At 38.3% G+C, this 16,462-nt stretch carries 14 protein-coding genes; 10 read left to right on the plus strand and 4 right to left on the minus strand.

Annotated elements, in window-relative coordinates; all coding sequences use genetic code 11:
* Both bshC and WBN20_RS00765 read left to right on the plus strand, forming a co-directional pair.
* A partial coding sequence (gene bshC / locus WBN20_RS00760) for a bacillithiol biosynthesis protein BshC (protein ID WP_424280359.1) occupies nucleotides 1-577 on the plus strand: 577 nt, incomplete at its 5' end.
* 55 nt (nucleotides 578-632) lie between these two features.
* Nucleotides 633-2,003 carry a pyridoxal phosphate-dependent decarboxylase family protein gene (locus WBN20_RS00765; RefSeq protein ID WP_424280360.1) on the plus strand — a complete coding sequence of 457 codons (1,371 nt, stop codon included), beginning with the start codon at nucleotides 633-635 and terminating at the stop codon, nucleotides 2,001-2,003.
* Nucleotides 2,004-2,014: 11 nt separating this feature from the next.
* Here the strand turns inward: WBN20_RS00765 and WBN20_RS00770 are convergent, their stop codons facing one another.
* Entirely contained in the window at nucleotides 2,015-2,566 is a 552-nt protein-coding gene (locus WBN20_RS00770; protein ID WP_424280361.1) for a pyridoxamine 5'-phosphate oxidase family protein, read from the minus strand.
* A 391-nt stretch (nucleotides 2,567-2,957) separates the two neighbouring features.
* On the minus strand, nucleotides 2,958-3,683 hold the full coding sequence (locus WBN20_RS00775; RefSeq protein WP_424280362.1) for an SIMPL domain-containing protein: 726 nt from the start codon (nucleotides 3,681-3,683) through the stop codon (nucleotides 2,958-2,960).
* A gap of 78 nt (nucleotides 3,684-3,761) precedes the next feature.
* On the opposite strand from WBN20_RS00775, the gene guaA reads away from it, so the two are divergent.
* From guaA to WBN20_RS00800, 5 genes are read left to right on the plus strand one after another with little or no spacing between them, the layout of a single operon-like run.
* Nucleotides 3,762-5,294, plus strand: coding sequence for a glutamine-hydrolyzing GMP synthase (guaA, locus tag WBN20_RS00780; protein WP_424280363.1), 1,533 nt, complete (start codon nucleotides 3,762-3,764; stop codon nucleotides 5,292-5,294).
* An 11-nt stretch (nucleotides 5,295-5,305) separates the two neighbouring features.
* The gene (locus WBN20_RS00785) at nucleotides 5,306-5,746 is read left to right on the plus strand and encodes a LysM peptidoglycan-binding domain-containing protein (protein ID WP_424280364.1); all 441 of its coding nucleotides are present in this window, start codon (nucleotides 5,306-5,308) and stop codon (nucleotides 5,744-5,746) included.
* Nucleotides 5,747-5,803: 57 nt separating this feature from the next.
* Nucleotides 5,804-7,456, plus strand: a complete 1,653-nt coding sequence (locus WBN20_RS00790) for a LysM peptidoglycan-binding domain-containing protein (RefSeq protein WP_424280365.1) — start codon at nucleotides 5,804-5,806, stop codon at nucleotides 7,454-7,456.
* Nucleotides 7,453-7,857: an OsmC family protein gene (locus tag WBN20_RS00795; protein ID WP_424274604.1), complete on the plus strand. Its 405-nt coding sequence runs from the start codon at nucleotides 7,453-7,455 to the stop codon at nucleotides 7,855-7,857. Before WBN20_RS00790 ends, WBN20_RS00795 begins: the two co-directional genes overlap by 4 nt.
* A complete protein-coding gene (locus WBN20_RS00800; protein WP_424274605.1) occupies nucleotides 7,845-8,375 on the plus strand; it encodes a DUF922 domain-containing protein in 531 nt (176 codons plus the stop codon). The genes WBN20_RS00795 and WBN20_RS00800 overlap by 13 nt, the downstream gene beginning before the upstream one ends.
* Nucleotides 8,376-8,402: 27 nt before the next feature.
* Here the strand turns inward: WBN20_RS00800 and WBN20_RS00805 are convergent, their stop codons facing one another.
* Nucleotides 8,403-9,269, minus strand: coding sequence for a hydroxypyruvate isomerase family protein (locus WBN20_RS00805; protein WP_424280366.1), 867 nt, complete (start codon nucleotides 9,267-9,269; stop codon nucleotides 8,403-8,405).
* 47 nt (nucleotides 9,270-9,316) lie between these two features.
* Here WBN20_RS00805 and WBN20_RS00810 point away from each other — a divergent pair, with 47 nt between their 5' ends.
* From WBN20_RS00810 to yidC, 3 genes are all read left to right on the plus strand, one after another.
* The gene (locus WBN20_RS00810; protein WP_424271035.1) at nucleotides 9,317-9,559 is read left to right on the plus strand and encodes a DUF3820 family protein; all 243 of its coding nucleotides are present in this window, start codon (nucleotides 9,317-9,319) and stop codon (nucleotides 9,557-9,559) included.
* Nucleotides 9,560-9,608: 49 nt separating this feature from the next.
* On the plus strand, nucleotides 9,609-11,246 hold the full coding sequence (locus tag WBN20_RS00815; protein ID WP_424280367.1) for a CTP synthase: 1,638 nt from the start codon (nucleotides 9,609-9,611) through the stop codon (nucleotides 11,244-11,246).
* 96 nt (nucleotides 11,247-11,342) lie between these two features.
* The gene (gene yidC / locus WBN20_RS00820; protein ID WP_424280368.1) at nucleotides 11,343-13,193 is read left to right on the plus strand and encodes a membrane protein insertase YidC; all 1,851 of its coding nucleotides are present in this window, start codon (nucleotides 11,343-11,345) and stop codon (nucleotides 13,191-13,193) included.
* Nucleotides 13,194-13,480: 287 nt separating this feature from the next.
* On the opposite strand, the gene WBN20_RS00825 is transcribed toward yidC, so the two are convergent.
* Nucleotides 13,481-15,967: a fasciclin domain-containing protein gene (locus tag WBN20_RS00825; RefSeq protein ID WP_424280369.1), complete on the minus strand. Its 2,487-nt coding sequence runs from the start codon at nucleotides 15,965-15,967 to the stop codon at nucleotides 13,481-13,483.
* Nucleotides 15,968-16,462: the final 495 nt, after the last annotated feature.

Below are 16,462 nucleotides of genomic sequence, written 5' to 3' on the forward strand. Positions count from 1 at the left end.
ATGTTATATTGGGGGAGGAGGCGAATTAGCTTATTGGTTGGAGCTTAAATCATCTTTTGATGCCATGAAAGTGCCATTTCCCATCTTACTTTTACGTAATTCGGCAGTGATGATATCAGAAAAAGAAAATAAGAAAATACAAAATTTGGACCTTGTTCCAGCAGATTTGTTTTTAAAACAAACCAGTCTTATTAATAAAAGAATACGGGATATTTCTAATATTGATATCGATTTATCAAGTCAAAAAGAACATCTGAGCAATCAGTTTGAAGCGCTTTTTAAAATGGCTGAAGAAACAGATAAATCCTTTTTAGGTGCGGTAAAGGCACAGGAGGTAAAGCAATTAAACGGACTTAACCATCTGGAAAAAAGATTATTAAAGGCCCAGAAACTAAAACTTAAAGACCAGGTGATTAGATTAACAGCACTCCAGAACAAGTTATTCCCCAATCAATCGCTGCAAGAACGTTCTCTGAATTTTTCAGAACTCTATCTGGAAATGGGAGACAAGCTTATTCCTTTTTTATTAAATGCATTGAATCCATTAAAACAAGAATTTTTAGTGTTAAAATACTAAGCCAATTAATGGTATAGATTTCTTTTCCAGTGTACTTTTGGTAAAAACATAGCTCATGCATAACGTGGATATAGAATTGGTGGAAATGACCCTTGATGTCATGAAATATGCCATTCATAGAATTACCAATGAGTCTCCCGAATTGGGAGCACCCAGGAAAGAGGAAGAATTAAAGCTACAGGCAGGGGAGACCATCACACCTTCTGGTATTGGTGGGGAAAATGCCTTTCGTCTTTTTCGTGATGTATTGGTAAAAGCAACCGTTCCGATAGATCATCCAAGGCATCTGGCTTTTGTACCTGCAGCTCCTACACGTGCGGCCATTATGTTCGACCTTGTTACCTCGGCATCCAGTATACACGGGGCCTATTGGATGGAAGGCGCAGGAGGTATTTTCTGTGAGAATGAGGCCATAAGGTGGCTGGTGTCACTTACTGGCATGCCCAAAGGTGCATTTGGTGTCTTTACCAGCGGAGGAACTGCTGCAAATCTCTCGGCGATGGTAACAGCTCGGGAATATTGGAGAAGGAGTAAGGAAAATCAAAATAAAAAAGGATGTCTCATTACTTCGGTGGGTGCACACTCTTCTATTAAGGCTATGGCAAAGGTTATTGATGCCGATGTGCTCCTGGTGGAAACAGATGATCTGATGACTGCAGAAGCCTTGCAGAAGAAAATTGATTCCCTGGATAAAAGCACTATGGAAAGGGTTTTTGCTGTGGTGGCCACTGGCGGTACTACCAACGCTGGTATTGTTGATGACCTTAATGGTATTGCAAAAATTTGTAAGGAACTTAAGCTTTGGTTCCACGTAGATGCAGCTTATGGGGGTGGGGCACTTGCGGCAGATTCGGTAAGGCATCTGTTTAATGGGATTGAAAAAGCGGACAGTATAACTATAGATCCGCATAAATGGTTGTTCTCCCCCTATGATTGTGGAGCTATTATCTATAAAGATCCCGAATTGGCCAAAGCTGCTCATTCACAGGAAGGTTCTTATCTGGATATTATTAAAGATCCTGGTGCGCATGGGTTTAATCCTTCTGATTACCAGATACAATTAACCAGGAGGTTGAGGGGATTACCGTTGTGGTTTTCACTTGCTATGCACGGAACGGATAAATATAAATGGGCGGTGGAACGAGGAATTGAATTGGCTAATTTGGCAGGGGAATTAATTTCATTCCGGCCCGAATTGGAATTGATTCGGCCACCAGGGCTCTCCTGCGTGCTATTCAGGCGTAAAGGTTGGTCTGCGGATGATTATAAAAACTGGACTTACACAAATCACCGGGAGGGGATAGCCCTGGTTACACCCAGCAAATGGAAAACCAAAGAAAATATTGAAACAGTAGCCCGGTTTTGTTTTATTAATCCGGATACCACAGAAGACGACATAAAAGTTATACTGGATACTATGAAATAATAGGTACCGTTTTACGGGACCAGGAATTCTCCGCTCCAAAGTTCTTGTCGCTTAGAAAACCGAACCCTCAGATGCTCAGGCTGTTGCAATTTAAGGTATTCTATTTTAAAAGGGGTTATTTCAACCACACAGAAGTGATTCTCCTTTTTAAGGTATTCTATTACCGCTGGATCCTCGAGTGGCGTACCCGGTGCCAGGGCAGTGGTATAACCCTTACGCGCTTTTTCCGGAACACCATTATTATAAGTTTCTTCTATAGCCTTTCCTTTAATTATGGTAGCAATACCTTCAATTTTTATTTGTAAGAGCTTCTCAGGATAATAAAATAATAAGCCCACCTTATTATTTTCCTTTATATGAATAATTTTTTTTGAGCGGAAATCAGTATAAAAAGAAAGTTGCAGTTCATCAGAAACCTTTCTTAAAACCAATGTTCTTTGCCTGGTCAAACGATCCAAACCTACCGTGCCCAGGGTAAAGTAGCGAAAGGGATGCGATTTTTGCGTACTTCCTTTTTTTAGTTCTTCCTGTAAATCTTTAAAAATCTGATGTGTTCTTTCCATGGGTTTCATCGTTATAAAGATAAAAAATTTAAAAATGAGGTAGGGTATTTTTAGAGAAGATTGTTATATATATAAATTGCTATGAAAAAGTTTATTTTTTATAGATAAAATTGTGTCATAACAAGTTCATGTGTTTAGGTTGGTTTTTGATTTGAAAAGCCCTGGCGATCGTCGTCGGGGCTTTTTCTTTTTACCTTACTTAGCTGCTTAGAGTAATTCATAATATTTGTATTCTTTCAAATCAGGATAATGAAATATCTAAAACAATATAATATTTAACTAAAAATAACTTTTGGTAATAAAAAAAAATATAATTTGTTGGAATTCAATTAATTTTTTTTAATTGGTTGCTATTATAAACCGTGCGATTGTAAACAGCGCCCAAACTATCTTATTTCACCTTGTATTCCAGGCGCATGGTTATAGAGGCAGTCTTCTTTTTAGCTGAGGTATTATATGCTCCACCCCAGCTGTAATCCTCGTCAGAATTTTGTCCTGTTATTTGAAAAACACCCATACGGGCAGAAATAAGATCGCCTAAAGTGCCACCTGAATTTTCGGCTATTTTTTCAGCTCGGATACGGGCATCTTCCGTTGCCTTGGAAATCATCTTAATCTTAAGATCTGATAATTTGGTATAATAATAACGAGGGGGTGAAGAATTAAACTGTACTCCTTTGTTTAACAGTTCAGTGATCTCCCGGGATACTTTTTCAACAAGTGCTACATCACTAGATTCTATCTGAACAGATTGGGATAGTTCGTACCCCCGAAAGATTGAACCAACAAAATTTCCGTTGTCGTACTTATTATCGCGCTGTTCAATAGTTTGAACAGCATTAAAAATTATGTTTTCCGGACTTATTCCTTTAGATATCAGATAATCACTTACTATTTCCTTATCCTTGTTCAATTGTTCAAAAGCCGTCTTTAAAACAGTGTTAAAGGCAACAAAACGTCCTTCCCATACAATAAGGTCTGATGTGAAATTCTCATTTCCAAGCCCTGTAATAGAAATCAACCGCGCAGGATTTGAACGCTCTACATAAGCATTACCCAGGAAATAGGCCGATATCACTATTGCGACACCGAATATTATGGCATTTAGATGTTTCATTTATATAGCGTTAATAAAGATGTTATAAATATACCTAAAACTTGCTTTTGAAAATCCCTTGAATTACTATTTTTGCGCATGCAAAACAACGTCCTTATTTTAGATTTTGGTTCCCAGTATACACAACTCATAGCCAGACGGGTTAGGGAACTTAATATTTTCTGCGAAATTAAGCCTTACAACAAACCGCCGGAAGACATGTCGGGTTATAAAGCTGTAATCCTTTCCGGTTCTCCTTTCTCGGTTAGGGCAGATGATGCCCCGCACCCTGATTTATCGGATATAAAAGGGAAAATTCCCTTGCTAGCCATTTGTTATGGGGCACAATACCTGGCTCATTTTGGTGGAGGAATTGTTGCGCCTTCGAATACGCGCGAATATGGCCGGGCAAGACTTACTTCAATTGATGGAGATGAACCGTTTTTTTATGAGATTAGAGAAGATTCACAGGTATGGATGAGCCATAGTGATACTATAAAAGAATTACCTGAAAATGGAGTGCGGCTGGCCAGTACAAATGATGTGTTAAATGCGGCCTATAAAATTGAGGGGGAAATAACCTATGGTATTCAATTTCACCCGGAAGTATATCATACCAAACAGGGAAAACTGCTTTTGGAAAATTTTTTAGTGCATATTTCGGGTTTACAGCAAACCTGGACTCCGGATGCTTTTGTGGAAACCACAGTGGCAGAATTAAAGAAAAAAATAGGAAGTGAAAAAGTTATTCTTGGACTGTCGGGGGGTGTAGATTCAACTGTTGCAGCCGTTTTATTGCATAAGGCAATAGGAGAACATCTCCATTGTATTTTTGTTGATAACGGATTACTCAGGAAAAATGAATTTCAGGAAGTGCTGGATCAGTATGAGCATATGGGTCTTAACGTGAAAGGAGTTGATGCTTCGGCACGTTTTTTGAATGCTCTAGCTGGAGAAGATGATCCTGAAAAGAAAAGAAAAATTATTGGGGGTATTTTTATTGATGTTTTTGATGATGAATCGCATAAAGTTGAAGATGCCAAATGGCTTGCCCAGGGAACAATTTATCCCGATGTGATTGAGTCGGTATCGGCGACAGGAGGACCTTCGGCAACTATTAAGAGTCATCATAATGTAGGAGGGTTACCCGATTTTATGAAACTAAAAGTGGTGGAACCCCTGAAAATGTTGTTTAAAGATGAAGTGAGAAGGGTAGGGGGAACTCTTGGAATAGAAGATGAACGTTTGGGGCGTCATCCGTTTCCTGGACCTGGATTGGCCATACGAATATTGGGCGATGTAACACAAGAAAAGGTAAATATTTTGCAAGAAGTAGATGCCATTTTTATTAATGGTTTGAAGGAATGGGGGCTGTATAATGAGGTTTGGCAGGCCGGAGCCATGCTTTTACCCGTAAATAGTGTAGGGGTCATGGGAGATGAACGAACTTATGAAAAATGTGTAGCTTTGCGGGCAGTCGAAAGTACAGATGGTATGACTGCAGATTGGGTTAATTTACCATACGAATTTTTGCAAAAGACCTCCAATGAAATAATAAATAAAGTTCCGGGAGTAAATAGAGTAGTTTACGATATCTCTTCAAAACCCCCGGCTACAATAGAATGGGAATAAAACCTACAAGCATGTCACTAAGAATTTTAATTACAACTACTGCAATTATGCTGTTTTCATGGCAAGCCATGGCACAACAGTTTAGTTCTCATGCAGTAAAAGTTGGAGAAACAGTCTATAGTATTGCGAGACAATACAAGGTAAACCCTGCTGATATCCTAAAGTATAACAAGGAAATAGCAGAGGGAGATGTACTCAAGCCAAATACCATATTGGTTATTCCTATGGGTGCTAAAGTATTAAGCGCAAAGGATTCAATAGCATTAAATTTAAAACAGCTAAAGGAAGAACAGCAAAAACCGGTAGCCTTTATTACACATAAGGTTAGGAAAAGAGAAACTATTTTTAGTATTTCTCAAAAATATAATGTTTCTGAAGAAGATATTAAACGTTATAATACCAAATTATACGCTAGTCAGTTAAAAAAGGGAATCCGCTTAAAAATTCCTTAATACCTGTAAGTTTAAGTTGAAAACGACAGTATTAACCTTGTTGATTTCGAAACTTATATGGTACTGCCAAAAGAAACGAGATGGAGTATTGCCAATAAATATGGAATCACCATAGATAGCCTTCTTGCCTTAAATCCACAATTATCAGATGTCACGAGTTTTCTGGCAGAAGGTCAGGAACTGAAGCTTCCTAAAATTGCAGGGAGCAGTCTGGAGGATCAAAACGTGCAATTGTATATTTCCTACACGGTTCCGCCAAAAAAGACTTTATATAGCCTTTCGCAGGAATATAATATTAGCTCCCAGGATATTGTAAGGCTTAATCCTGAGATTGGGGAACGCGGGGGGTTAAAGGAAAATATGGTAATTAGGTTGCCGGAAATGAAAAGTGACGATAATGAGGTGAATACCGATAATTTTCTTTTTTATGAAGTTAAACCCAAACAAACTGTATACTCTTTAACCAGGAATTTGGGGATTGATTATAAGGAATTACTTGAACTCAATCCGGATCTTTCCAAAGGTTTAAAGGCCGGAATGGTTCTAAAACTCCCTAAGGATAAAACAGGAAACTTTGAAGTGAAGAATTCATTGATCCTTGATAAAATAAACCTTTTAGATAGTATCAATACCATTAATAAACCAAAACTAATTTATTTACTTCCCTTTCGTACTGATAAATTAGACCTTAGTGATGTTGATAATGCTACAGCGGCAATTGCGAGAAGTAATGCTATAAGCTATAGCCTTGGTTTGTATAGTGGAGCCCTGGTTGCTTTAGATTCTATTTCGGAACTGGGTATTTCTGTTGATGTAAAAACATTCGATACTCAGTTAAATTCTGACAGAACAAGACAACTACTGCAGGGAGAAAATTTAGAAGGGGTTAGCGCCATAATAGGGCCATTACAATTGAATTCCTTAAAAGAAGTGGCGATAAAGGCTGCTAATGCTCAGGTGCCGGTTATTGCGCCTCTTGCATCAACAAGTGATTTCGAACTCGAAAATGTTTTCTTTTCCATTCCATCTGATCAGATTTTACGTGAACGCATGCTCGGTTTTATTAAAGATTCCATATCGGATGAGAATATTATTGTGATTACCGATGCAAAGAATAAGCCGGTTGGCGAACAGATAAAGGAAAAGTTTCCTTTAGCGAAATCTATAGATCTTCAGGAAGATGAAGAAAATATTTCTTTAGATCTGGAGGTATTTGCCAGTCTTCTTTCTCTTGATACCGAGAACTGGGTTTTTGTAGAGACCGATAATTTTAAAGTGGTTTCCAGTGTGAGTTCCATTCTTAATTCGTCTAATTCAGATACCACCAAAGTACGGATGTTTACTACCAATAAGAATAAGGCATTTGAAAATGATGTTATCTCAGGGGCGCATTTGTCTAACCTCAATTTCACCTATCCCTCTGTTTACAAAGAAACTAATAATAATGCTTTCGTAAGAAGATACAGAAGACGATTTGGAGCAGATCCGGACCGTTACGCGGTACGTGGTTTTGATATTACCTATGACCTTCTCTTAAAATTGGCGTATAAGCTGAATTTGTTTGAGGTTTCAAATATCGTTGGGATTACAGAATATTGCGGGAATAAATTTGATTATGGAAATGAACCTTCTTCCGGATATTACAATACAGCTTCCTATATAATGATGTACCAGGATATGCGAATAACGCAGATTAATCCTCAACCATGACTTCAAAAGTTACATATATAGGCGAATTACGCACCAGCTGTATTCACCTGCGTTCGGGGAATGAAATCATTACAGATGCACCGGTTGATAATAATGGCCTTGGACAGGCCTTTTCTCCTACAGATACCGTTGCTACAGCTTTAGCCAGTTGTATGCTTACTATGATGGGCATTAAGGCCAGGGACATGGAAGTGGATCTAAAAAATTCTGTTGCAGAAGTTACAAAGCATATGGCATCAGATCCAAGAAGGATATCTCAGATTGATATATTACTTCATCTACCGGCCAAAACTACTGAAAAGCATAGAAAAATTCTGGAGCATACTGCGAGAACATGCCCGGTAATATTAAGTCTTCATACAGATATTAAAAAGGAAATTGTATTTCATTGGGATCTCTAAGATTCATATTCGGTTTTTTTGTATTTCTATGGTCTGTAATTTCATTAGCTCAGGAGGAAGATGCAATTCTTTGGCACCCCAAACAAAGGTTGAGCTGGGCTAATTTCAAAGCCGAGCCCATAGAGGGTTCAAAGGTAGCTGCCACAACTGCAAGTGGGCTGAGCTATCAATTTTCTGCAACAGAAGCAGATGGAAAATATGAATTGGATTATTCTGTGAATACTTTTTTTTATCCGAATAGATCATGGTATCAGCCAAAAATATGTGATGAAGTAATTCTAAGTCACGAGCAGCTGCATTTTGATATCTCTGAATTGTTTGCCAGGAAAATGAGAAAAATTATGGATACCACTACATTTACAAAAAATGTGAAGGCCGAGGTAAAAGCCATTTATCGTCAAATAAATAAAGAACTAGCAGAATATCAGCAAGTTTATGATAATGATACCAACTATTCCCGAAACATTGAGGAACAGCAATCTTGGAATCAAAAAATAAAAGACGCCCTGGGAAATTAAGAATTTCAGTTCGTTTTCTAATATGGGCTATACATCACAAATGGTAACCCCCTGCTTTAATGCTGCAATTTTGTCCTCCCAACTGGGAATAAATTCCTGCGCCACATAGCCTTTAAATCCGGTTTCTAAAATAGCTTTCATTATTGCCGGATAATACAATTCCTGAGTTTCATCAATTTCATGCCTTCCGGGATTACCGCCAGTATGATAATGGCCAAAATAGGGATGGTGCTCCTGAATGGTTCGTATAACGTCACCTTCCATAATTTGCATATGGTAAATATCATACAGTAATTTGAAGTTTTCCGAACCAATTTGCTTGCATAAAGTAATACCCCATTTGGCATGATCGCACATATAATCTTTGTGGTCTACTTTAGAGTTCAAAAGTTCCATTTGAATAACCACGCCGTGTTTTTCTGCCAGAGGCATAATTTGTTTTAATCCTTTTGCACAATTTTTAAGTCCGTCTTCATCATTCATGCCATTGCGATTTCCGCTAAAACAAATTAGATTGGTGTAACCAGCTTCCGCCACTTTCGGAATCATTTGTAAATAATCCTTTATCAGCTCTTCGTGAAGTTTAGGATCGTTCCAGCCCTTTTCAATACCAAAGCCTGCACCCCAGCACATAGATGCATGAATCCCATACTTCTTCATTAATGGCCAATCATCAGGGCCCGTTAAATCCATTGCGGTAATACCTAATTCATTAAGGTTTTCGAGAAATTCCTCCATTGGAATTTTGCTATAGCACCAACGACAAACACTGTGATTAATATTTCCTTTTAAATCACTGGTAGTAATTGATTTACCTTCCATAGCAATCCCGGCAGTAGAAACTAAACCTACGGAGGCGGCCACAGAAGAACCTATAAATGTTCTTCGTTTCATTTTATATCATTTATAACAACTTAAAGATAATTTATTTAGATTTAATAATGGAACTATTACCCGATAGGAAAAAACTTATAGAAATGGCTCATTATAAAATGCCTTATGGCAAGTTTAAAGAGCGCTACCTGCTTGATTTACCTGAGGCTTATTTAATCTGGTTTCAAAGAACTGGCTTTCCAAATGGTAATCTTGGGGAACATATGAAGGCTATTCTTGAAATTAAAATAAATGGTATGGAGGGGCTCATTAGAAAAATTAGGAAAGAATTTCCTGAAGATACCCAATAAATTCTAGTTGCATTTTGTACCTTTGAATCCCGTAATATAGAAGTACGTTATGCCAGATACTAAATATGTTTTCGTTACGGGAGGTGTTACTTCTTCACTTGGAAAAGGAATAATTGCTGCGTCCTTAGCCAAACTTCTGCAAGCCAGGGGTTATAAAACCACCATACAAAAATTAGATCCTTATATCAATGTAGATCCGGGTACCCTGAACCCTTATGAACACGGAGAATGCTATGTTACCGATGATGGTGCAGAAACCGATCTGGATCTTGGGCACTATGAACGATTTTTAAATGTAAAGACCTCGCAAGCCAATAATGTAACCACAGGAAGGGTATACCAAAGTGTAATTGAAAAAGAGCGTCGCGGAGAGTTTTTAGGTAAAACAGTTCAGGTAGTTCCACATATTACTAATGAGATTAAAGAACGAATTCAAATACTTGGGAATAGTGGTGAATATGATATTGTTATTACTGAAATAGGGGGTACCGTCGGGGATATAGAATCTCTTCCTTATATAGAAGCCGTTAGGCAATTACTTTGGGAGCTTGGTGATAATAATGGTATTGTAATACATCTAACCTTAGTCCCATACCTTTCTGCAGCAGGAGAATTAAAAACCAAGCCCACACAGCATTCTGTTAAAACCTTGATGGAGAGTGGAATAAAGGCAGATATCCTGGTGTGCAGAACAGAACATGAATTGTCTGATGACATTAAACAAAAACTGGCATTGTTTTGTAATGTTAAAAAAGAGGCCGTAATACAGTCTATAGATGCATCAACTATATATGATGTTCCGGTGATGATGCAGGATGAAGGATTAGATACAGTGGCACTCCAAAAACTTGACTTACCGGATAATACGGTTCCGGATCTGGATCAATGGAATGAATTTCTGGACAGGCATAAAAATCCTAAGTTTGAAGTAACTATTGGTTTAATTGGTAAATACGTTGAATTACAGGATTCTTATAAATCAATTCTGGAATCATTTATTCATGCAGGTGCAATAAATGAGGTGAAAGTAAATGTCAGATCTATTCACTCAGAGCATATCACAGCTAAAAATTTTGAAGAAAAAATGAAGGGCCTTCAGGGAATTCTTGTGGCACCGGGTTTTGGAGAGCGGGGCATTGAAGGCAAGATTAAAGCTGTAAGATATGCAAGGGAGAATAATATTCCTTTTTTGGGGATATGCTTGGGAATGCAAATGGCAGTAATTGAATTTGCAAGGAATGTTTTGGGGTTAAAAGATGCCAATTCTACTGAAATGGACGGAGGTACAGATCATCCTGTAATTAGCTTAATGGAAGCTCAAAAATCTGTAATCAATAAGGGGGGTACAATGCGTCTTGGAGCTTGGGATTGTGATATACTCGAAGGCACACTTGTACATAAAGTTTACCATGGACAAACTTCTATTTCAGAAAGACACCGGCATCGTTATGAATTTAATAATGATTACAAGGAAGAATTGGAGAAAGCAGGTATGTTGGCCTCGGGAATAAATAAAGAAACTGGATTGGTGGAAATAATTGAATTGCCTTCTCACCCTTGGTTTATAGGCGTACAATATCATCCGGAATATAAAAGTACCGTAGCTAGTCCACACCCGCTTTTTGTGGGCTTTGTTAAAGCCGTATTACTGCACAAAAGACAACAAACTAATGCCAGTTTGGCATAAACTCCACAATTGGATATATATTTGCAAACCATTTGGAACTATCCGCTCATGGGCATAAGCCAAATTCATAACGGATTGGTATTTAAATTAAGTTAAATGGAAGAAAAAAAACTGGACATAAATTCCATCATCGGCTTCGCGCTGATATTTGGTATTCTCATTTTTTGGTTTTACCAAAATCAACCTACACCAGAGGAGCTGGAAGCTCAAAAAGCGGAACGGGCTAAAGTGGAGTCTCAGGTAATAGAGGAGGAACCTGAAGTTCCTCAGGCTGTTTTGCCTGAAACAAAAATAGATCTACAAGATTCTGTTGCGATTGCTGATTACAAAAAAGCCATAGGTGGTTTTGGATTTACTTCAGCTAAGGAAGGCACTACCATTCTTGAAAATGAAGTCCTCTTTTTGGAAGTAAGCAACAAAGGTGGCCAGATAATTGAAGCCAGGATGAAGAAATTTGTCACCTTTGATTCTATACCTATTTACTTAGTTAAAGACGGAAACGCCTCTTTTGGGATTAATTTTTCAACCAGAGATAATAGGGTATTGGATTCAAAGGATCTGTTTTTTGAACCATCAATGTCGAAAAATGGAGAAAATCAGGTGCTTTCAATGAAGGCAAAGGTTGCGTCTAATCAGTATCTGGAATTTCGCTATGAGATGAAACCTGCTGAATATCTGGTGGATTATACAATACGTTCTCAGGGTTTAAGTGGGGTAATAAATGATGCCCAGCCAATAAATCTTAATTGGAAACTCAGGGGTATCAGACATAATAAAAGTATTCAATATGAAAACAGGTACACCAGACTTACCTATAAACATGAGGAAGGCAAAATAAGCAAACTATCTGAGAGTGGTGATGACGAAGAAATTGAGAATGGGGTCACCTGGCTTTCCTACAGACAACATTTTTTTAGTTCTATTCTGGCGACAAAAACTCCTTTTGAGTCCGCAAACTTAAGCTCCAAAAACCTGGTAGAGGAGGAGAGTAAAGAAGCAATGACAACTAAGGAATTTGCTACGGTAGCACCTTTACAAATGGCCGGTGGTGAACTTTCTTATAATATGAATTGGTATTACGGACCAACAGATATTGAAGTGCTGTCTAAATACAAGGAGCTGGGACTGGCGGATTCCATTCCTTACGGATGGGGGATTTTTGGTTGGATAAACCGATATGTGTTCACTCCTTTTTATGGCTTTTTAAGTTCTTTTTTACCCTTCGGAATTGCCATTGTAGTGATGACTATTCTTGTAAGACTGGTCATGTCTCCTGTTACCTATAAGTCGTATTTATCTCAGGCCAAAATGAAGGTGCTTAAACCTGAAATTTCAGAGCTCACTGAAAAATATAAGGACAATGCGATGAAGAAGCAACAGGAAACCATGAAGCTGTACAATAAGGCAGGGGTGAGTCCTATGAGTGGTTGTGTACCGGCTTTGTTGCAGTTACCTATTTTCTATGCTTTATTTATGTTCTTTCCCACTTCATTTGCATTGCGGCAGAAAGCTTTTCTTTGGGCTGAAGATTTATCCTCTTATGATACGATAGCCGAGTTACCTTTTACTATTCCTTTTTATGGAGACCATGTGAGTTTATTTCCAATATTGGCATCAGTGGCAATTTTCTTTTATATGATGATGACCACAGGGCAGAATATGCAAACGCAACCTGGAATGCCAAATATGAAATTTATCATGTATCTGTCGCCCCTGATGATGCTGTTCTTCTTTAATAATTATGCGAGTGGCCTGAGTTTGTATTATTTTGTGTCGAACCTTATTACCATCTTTATCATGTTAGCTATAAAGAAATTTATTCTGGACGAGGACAAAATACACGCTCAGATACAGGAGAATAAAAAGAAACCGAAAAAAGAAAATAAGTTTCAGCGTAAAATGAGAGAGATGATGGATCAGGCAGAGCAACAGAAAAAGAACAAGTAAATTAAACCTGTCATTAATGAAAAAAGCCCTGACACTTGTGTCGGGGCTTCTAGCTTTAAGTAGGTTTAGTTTGATAAGATTTGGGACTTCAAAGATGCACTATAGTTCTACTAAAAAAAAAGAATAGTTGTAAAGGCTCATTTTTTGTATGCTAACAGTTTCAAATCTGATGTCTCCCGTTTCAAAGCAGAATCCATTACTTTTTTCCTACAAAAAAACTCCCCTGAAACTTTAGGGGAGTCTTCATCACTAAGTAAAACCACTTATCAACTAACCATCAATTTTAATTAGTGACTTGGGGGATTTAAAATATTAATCACTTCCTGCGGTATAAGCACTTTGTCAATAATATGGACTATGCCATTGCTGGCTAAATTATCTGGAGCTGTTACATTGGCATCGGTTCCCGACTTATCTCTGATGGCCACCCCATGGTTAATAATTGCAAACAAAGATTCTCCTTGTGCAGTTGGTAATTCCTGATGATCAGAAAGTTCATTGGAAGCTACAGCTGCTCCGGCCACAACATGATAGGTAAGAACTTTGGCCAATAAGGCTTTTTCTTCATGGGTGTCAAAATCGTCAAGGCTATGGTAATCATCGCCTAATGCATCCAATAAAGCTGCAAAAGCATCATTAGTAGGTGCGAATACCGTAAAAGGTCCATCGCCACTCAATACTTCAACCAAACCGGCATCGGCCTGTATCAAGGCATCAACCAAAAGACTCAGGTCATCAACCGACTGGGCTAATTCTACAATATTGGGTAATGGTGGAGATAAAATATCCAGTACTTCCTGAGGTAACAGTACTTTATTTATGATGTGCACTACACCGTTGCTTGCTTCTACATCTGGTAAACTCACAGTTGCATTGTTAGAAGTCGCATCCTCAATATGCACCGTGCTGCCTGTAATATTTATTTTTACACTTTCTCCTTGAGCAGTTGGGATTTCCTGACCGTCAAATAAATCTTTTGAGAAGGCTGCGGTACCTACAACAACATGATAAGTAAGAACTTTCACCAACAGGGCTTTTTCTTCTTCGGTATCAAAGTCAGAGAGACTGTGATAGTCATCACCCAGAGCATCAAGCAATGCAACAAACGCATGGTTGTCAGGAGCAAAAACGGTAAATGGTCCTTCGCTTCCTAATAGTTCTACCAATCCGGCATTTGCTTGCACAAGTGCTTCAACCAATAAGCTAAGATCATCTGTTTCCACAGCTATTTCAACAATAGTCTTGAGGCTGCGTGAAGCAATAAAATCTAATGCCGACTGTGGCAAAAGTACTTTGTTGATTATATGCACAACACCATTACTTGCCTCAACATCAGGGATCACAACAGTTGCATTGGTATCGGTGGCATCTTCCACATGCACGGTTCCGTTGGTGATATTTATACCTATACTTTCTCCTTGTGCCGTTGGGATATGCTGCCCGCTGGATAAATCACCGGAGAAGGCCGCAGTACCCGATACCACATGATAGGTAAGGATGTCAACCAATAGCGCTTTTTCTTCTTCAGTGTCAAAGTCAGAGAGACTGTGATAGTCATCACCGAGAGCATCAAGCAATGCAACAAACGCATGGTTGTCAGGAGCAAAAACGGTAAATGGTCCTTCGCCTCCCAATAGTTCTACTAACCCGGCATCCGCTTGTATAAGTGCTTCAACCAATAAGCTAAGATCATCTGTTTCTACAGCTATTTCTACAATAGTTTTCAGACTTAGGGAAGTCACAAAGTCTATTGCTGACTGAGGTAAAAGCACTTTATCAATAATGTGTGCTACGCCATTTGAAGCTGTAAAGTCAGCACCGATAATATTGGCATTGGTATCAGAAGCATCACCGATTACAAAGGTTTCACCGGAAGATATGATTTCCAGGCTATTGTCTGCCAAGGCTGTATGAACGCTGCCTGCCTCCAGATCAGCAGCAAATACTTCTGCAGGGATTACGTGGTAAAGTAAAATATCTCTAAGAAGCATCATTTCTGCTTCGGTGTCAAAATCATCCAGACTGTTGTAGTCATCCCCTAGAACTTCCAGGAGAGCGATAAATGCTTCATCCTTAGGTGCAAAAACTGTAAAAGGACCTTCGCCACTTAAAGTTTCAACTAGCCCGGCTTTAATTACTGCAGCTTCCAGTATGGAAAGGCTCTCTGTCTCAACAACCAGGTCTACCAGAGTCCCTTCTTCATCATCTTCATCTTCTTCCTGATTCAATGCATCCAGGATAGCCTGAGGTATTAATACTTTATCAACTACATGGACAATTCCGTTACTAACCTCAATATTCGGTATTACGACCCGTGCATCTGCTTCTGTGGCATCCTTTATAAAGACACCATTGTCTAATTTCACTGTAAGTTCTTCTCCTTGTAAAGTAGTTATAGTCTGACCTTCACTTAGTTCGGATGAAGGTAGTGCTCCACCTGCAAAGACATGGTAGGTAAGTATAGCTGCAAGAAGTTCTTTTTCTTCTTCTGAATCAAAATCTTCCAGAGAATCATAGTTTTCTAATCCACTAAGTAATTCTTTAAACGCATCATTGGTTGGCGCAAATACGGTAAAGGGCCCCTCACTGCTTAAAGCAGTAACAAGGTCAGTACCCTCATTTTCATCAGCTCTAGTTAGCGCTGCTACTAAACTGCTAAGCGCATCAGTTTCTTGGGCAGTTTCAACTAAATTTTTTTCTGATGCCAGTAGGGCTGTGTTTTCATCATCATTTTTTTCGCATGACAATACGAATAAGGATAAAATTGCAAACATTAGAATGCGTTTGAAAGACGTAATTTTTTTCATCATAAGGGTGTTTTCGAGTTATCAATTAGTTTAAATAATACTTGTTAAAAATTAAACAAAAAGATAATATTCAATTTGAATTGTTTTTAAACCTTGCTGTAGGGTATAGCATTATAAAAGCAATAAAAGTGGATATTCTTAGTGTTCAAACACAAGATATAAAAATTTAGATATGGTTGCTTTTGTTTAATAAAAATTAATAAAAGATTAACAAAACATAATTATTTAAAAAATGATACAAAAAAAACTCCCTTGACTTTCAAGGGAGTTTTAGCTATCAACTAATTGAATTAGTCGTCCAAAGAAACGTCTTTGGGGGAATTAATTTTACAAATTCGGAAGAAGAACTTCGTTTACAACATGGATTACTCCGTTACCAGCCTGAACATCAACAGCTATAATACCAATTCCGGTATTGCCTGCAGCATCAGTAATATCTGCAATATTTGTATCAGTTCCTGG

It is taken from the genome of Eudoraea sp. (assembly GCF_049665975.1).
Lineage (GTDB): Bacteria > Bacteroidota > Bacteroidia > Flavobacteriales > Flavobacteriaceae > Eudoraea.

Coding starts and splice junctions, on each gene's coding strand:
- WBN20_RS00765 (WP_424280360.1), top strand. CDS start 633: ATGCATAACGTGGATATAGAATTGGTGGAAATGACCCTTGATGTCATG.
- WBN20_RS00770 (WP_424280361.1), bottom strand. CDS start 2,566: ATGGAAAGAACACATCAGATTTTTAAAGATTTACAGGAAGAACTAAAA.
- WBN20_RS00775 (WP_424280362.1), bottom strand. CDS start 3,683: ATGAAACATCTAAATGCCATAATATTCGGTGTCGCAATAGTGATATCG.
- guaA (WP_424280363.1), top strand. CDS start 3,762: ATGCAAAACAACGTCCTTATTTTAGATTTTGGTTCCCAGTATACACAA.
- WBN20_RS00785 (WP_424280364.1), top strand. CDS start 5,306: ATGTCACTAAGAATTTTAATTACAACTACTGCAATTATGCTGTTTTCA.
- WBN20_RS00790 (WP_424280365.1), top strand. CDS start 5,804: ATGGTACTGCCAAAAGAAACGAGATGGAGTATTGCCAATAAATATGGA.
- WBN20_RS00795 (WP_424274604.1), top strand. CDS start 7,453: ATGACTTCAAAAGTTACATATATAGGCGAATTACGCACCAGCTGTATT.
- WBN20_RS00805 (WP_424280366.1), bottom strand. CDS start 9,269: ATGAAACGAAGAACATTTATAGGTTCTTCTGTGGCCGCCTCCGTAGGT.
- WBN20_RS00810 (WP_424271035.1), top strand. CDS start 9,317: ATGGAACTATTACCCGATAGGAAAAAACTTATAGAAATGGCTCATTAT.
- WBN20_RS00815 (WP_424280367.1), top strand. CDS start 9,609: ATGCCAGATACTAAATATGTTTTCGTTACGGGAGGTGTTACTTCTTCA.
- yidC (WP_424280368.1), top strand. CDS start 11,343: ATGGAAGAAAAAAAACTGGACATAAATTCCATCATCGGCTTCGCGCTG.
- WBN20_RS00825 (WP_424280369.1), bottom strand. CDS start 15,967: ATGTTTGCAATTTTATCCTTATTCGTATTGTCATGCGAAAAAAATGAT.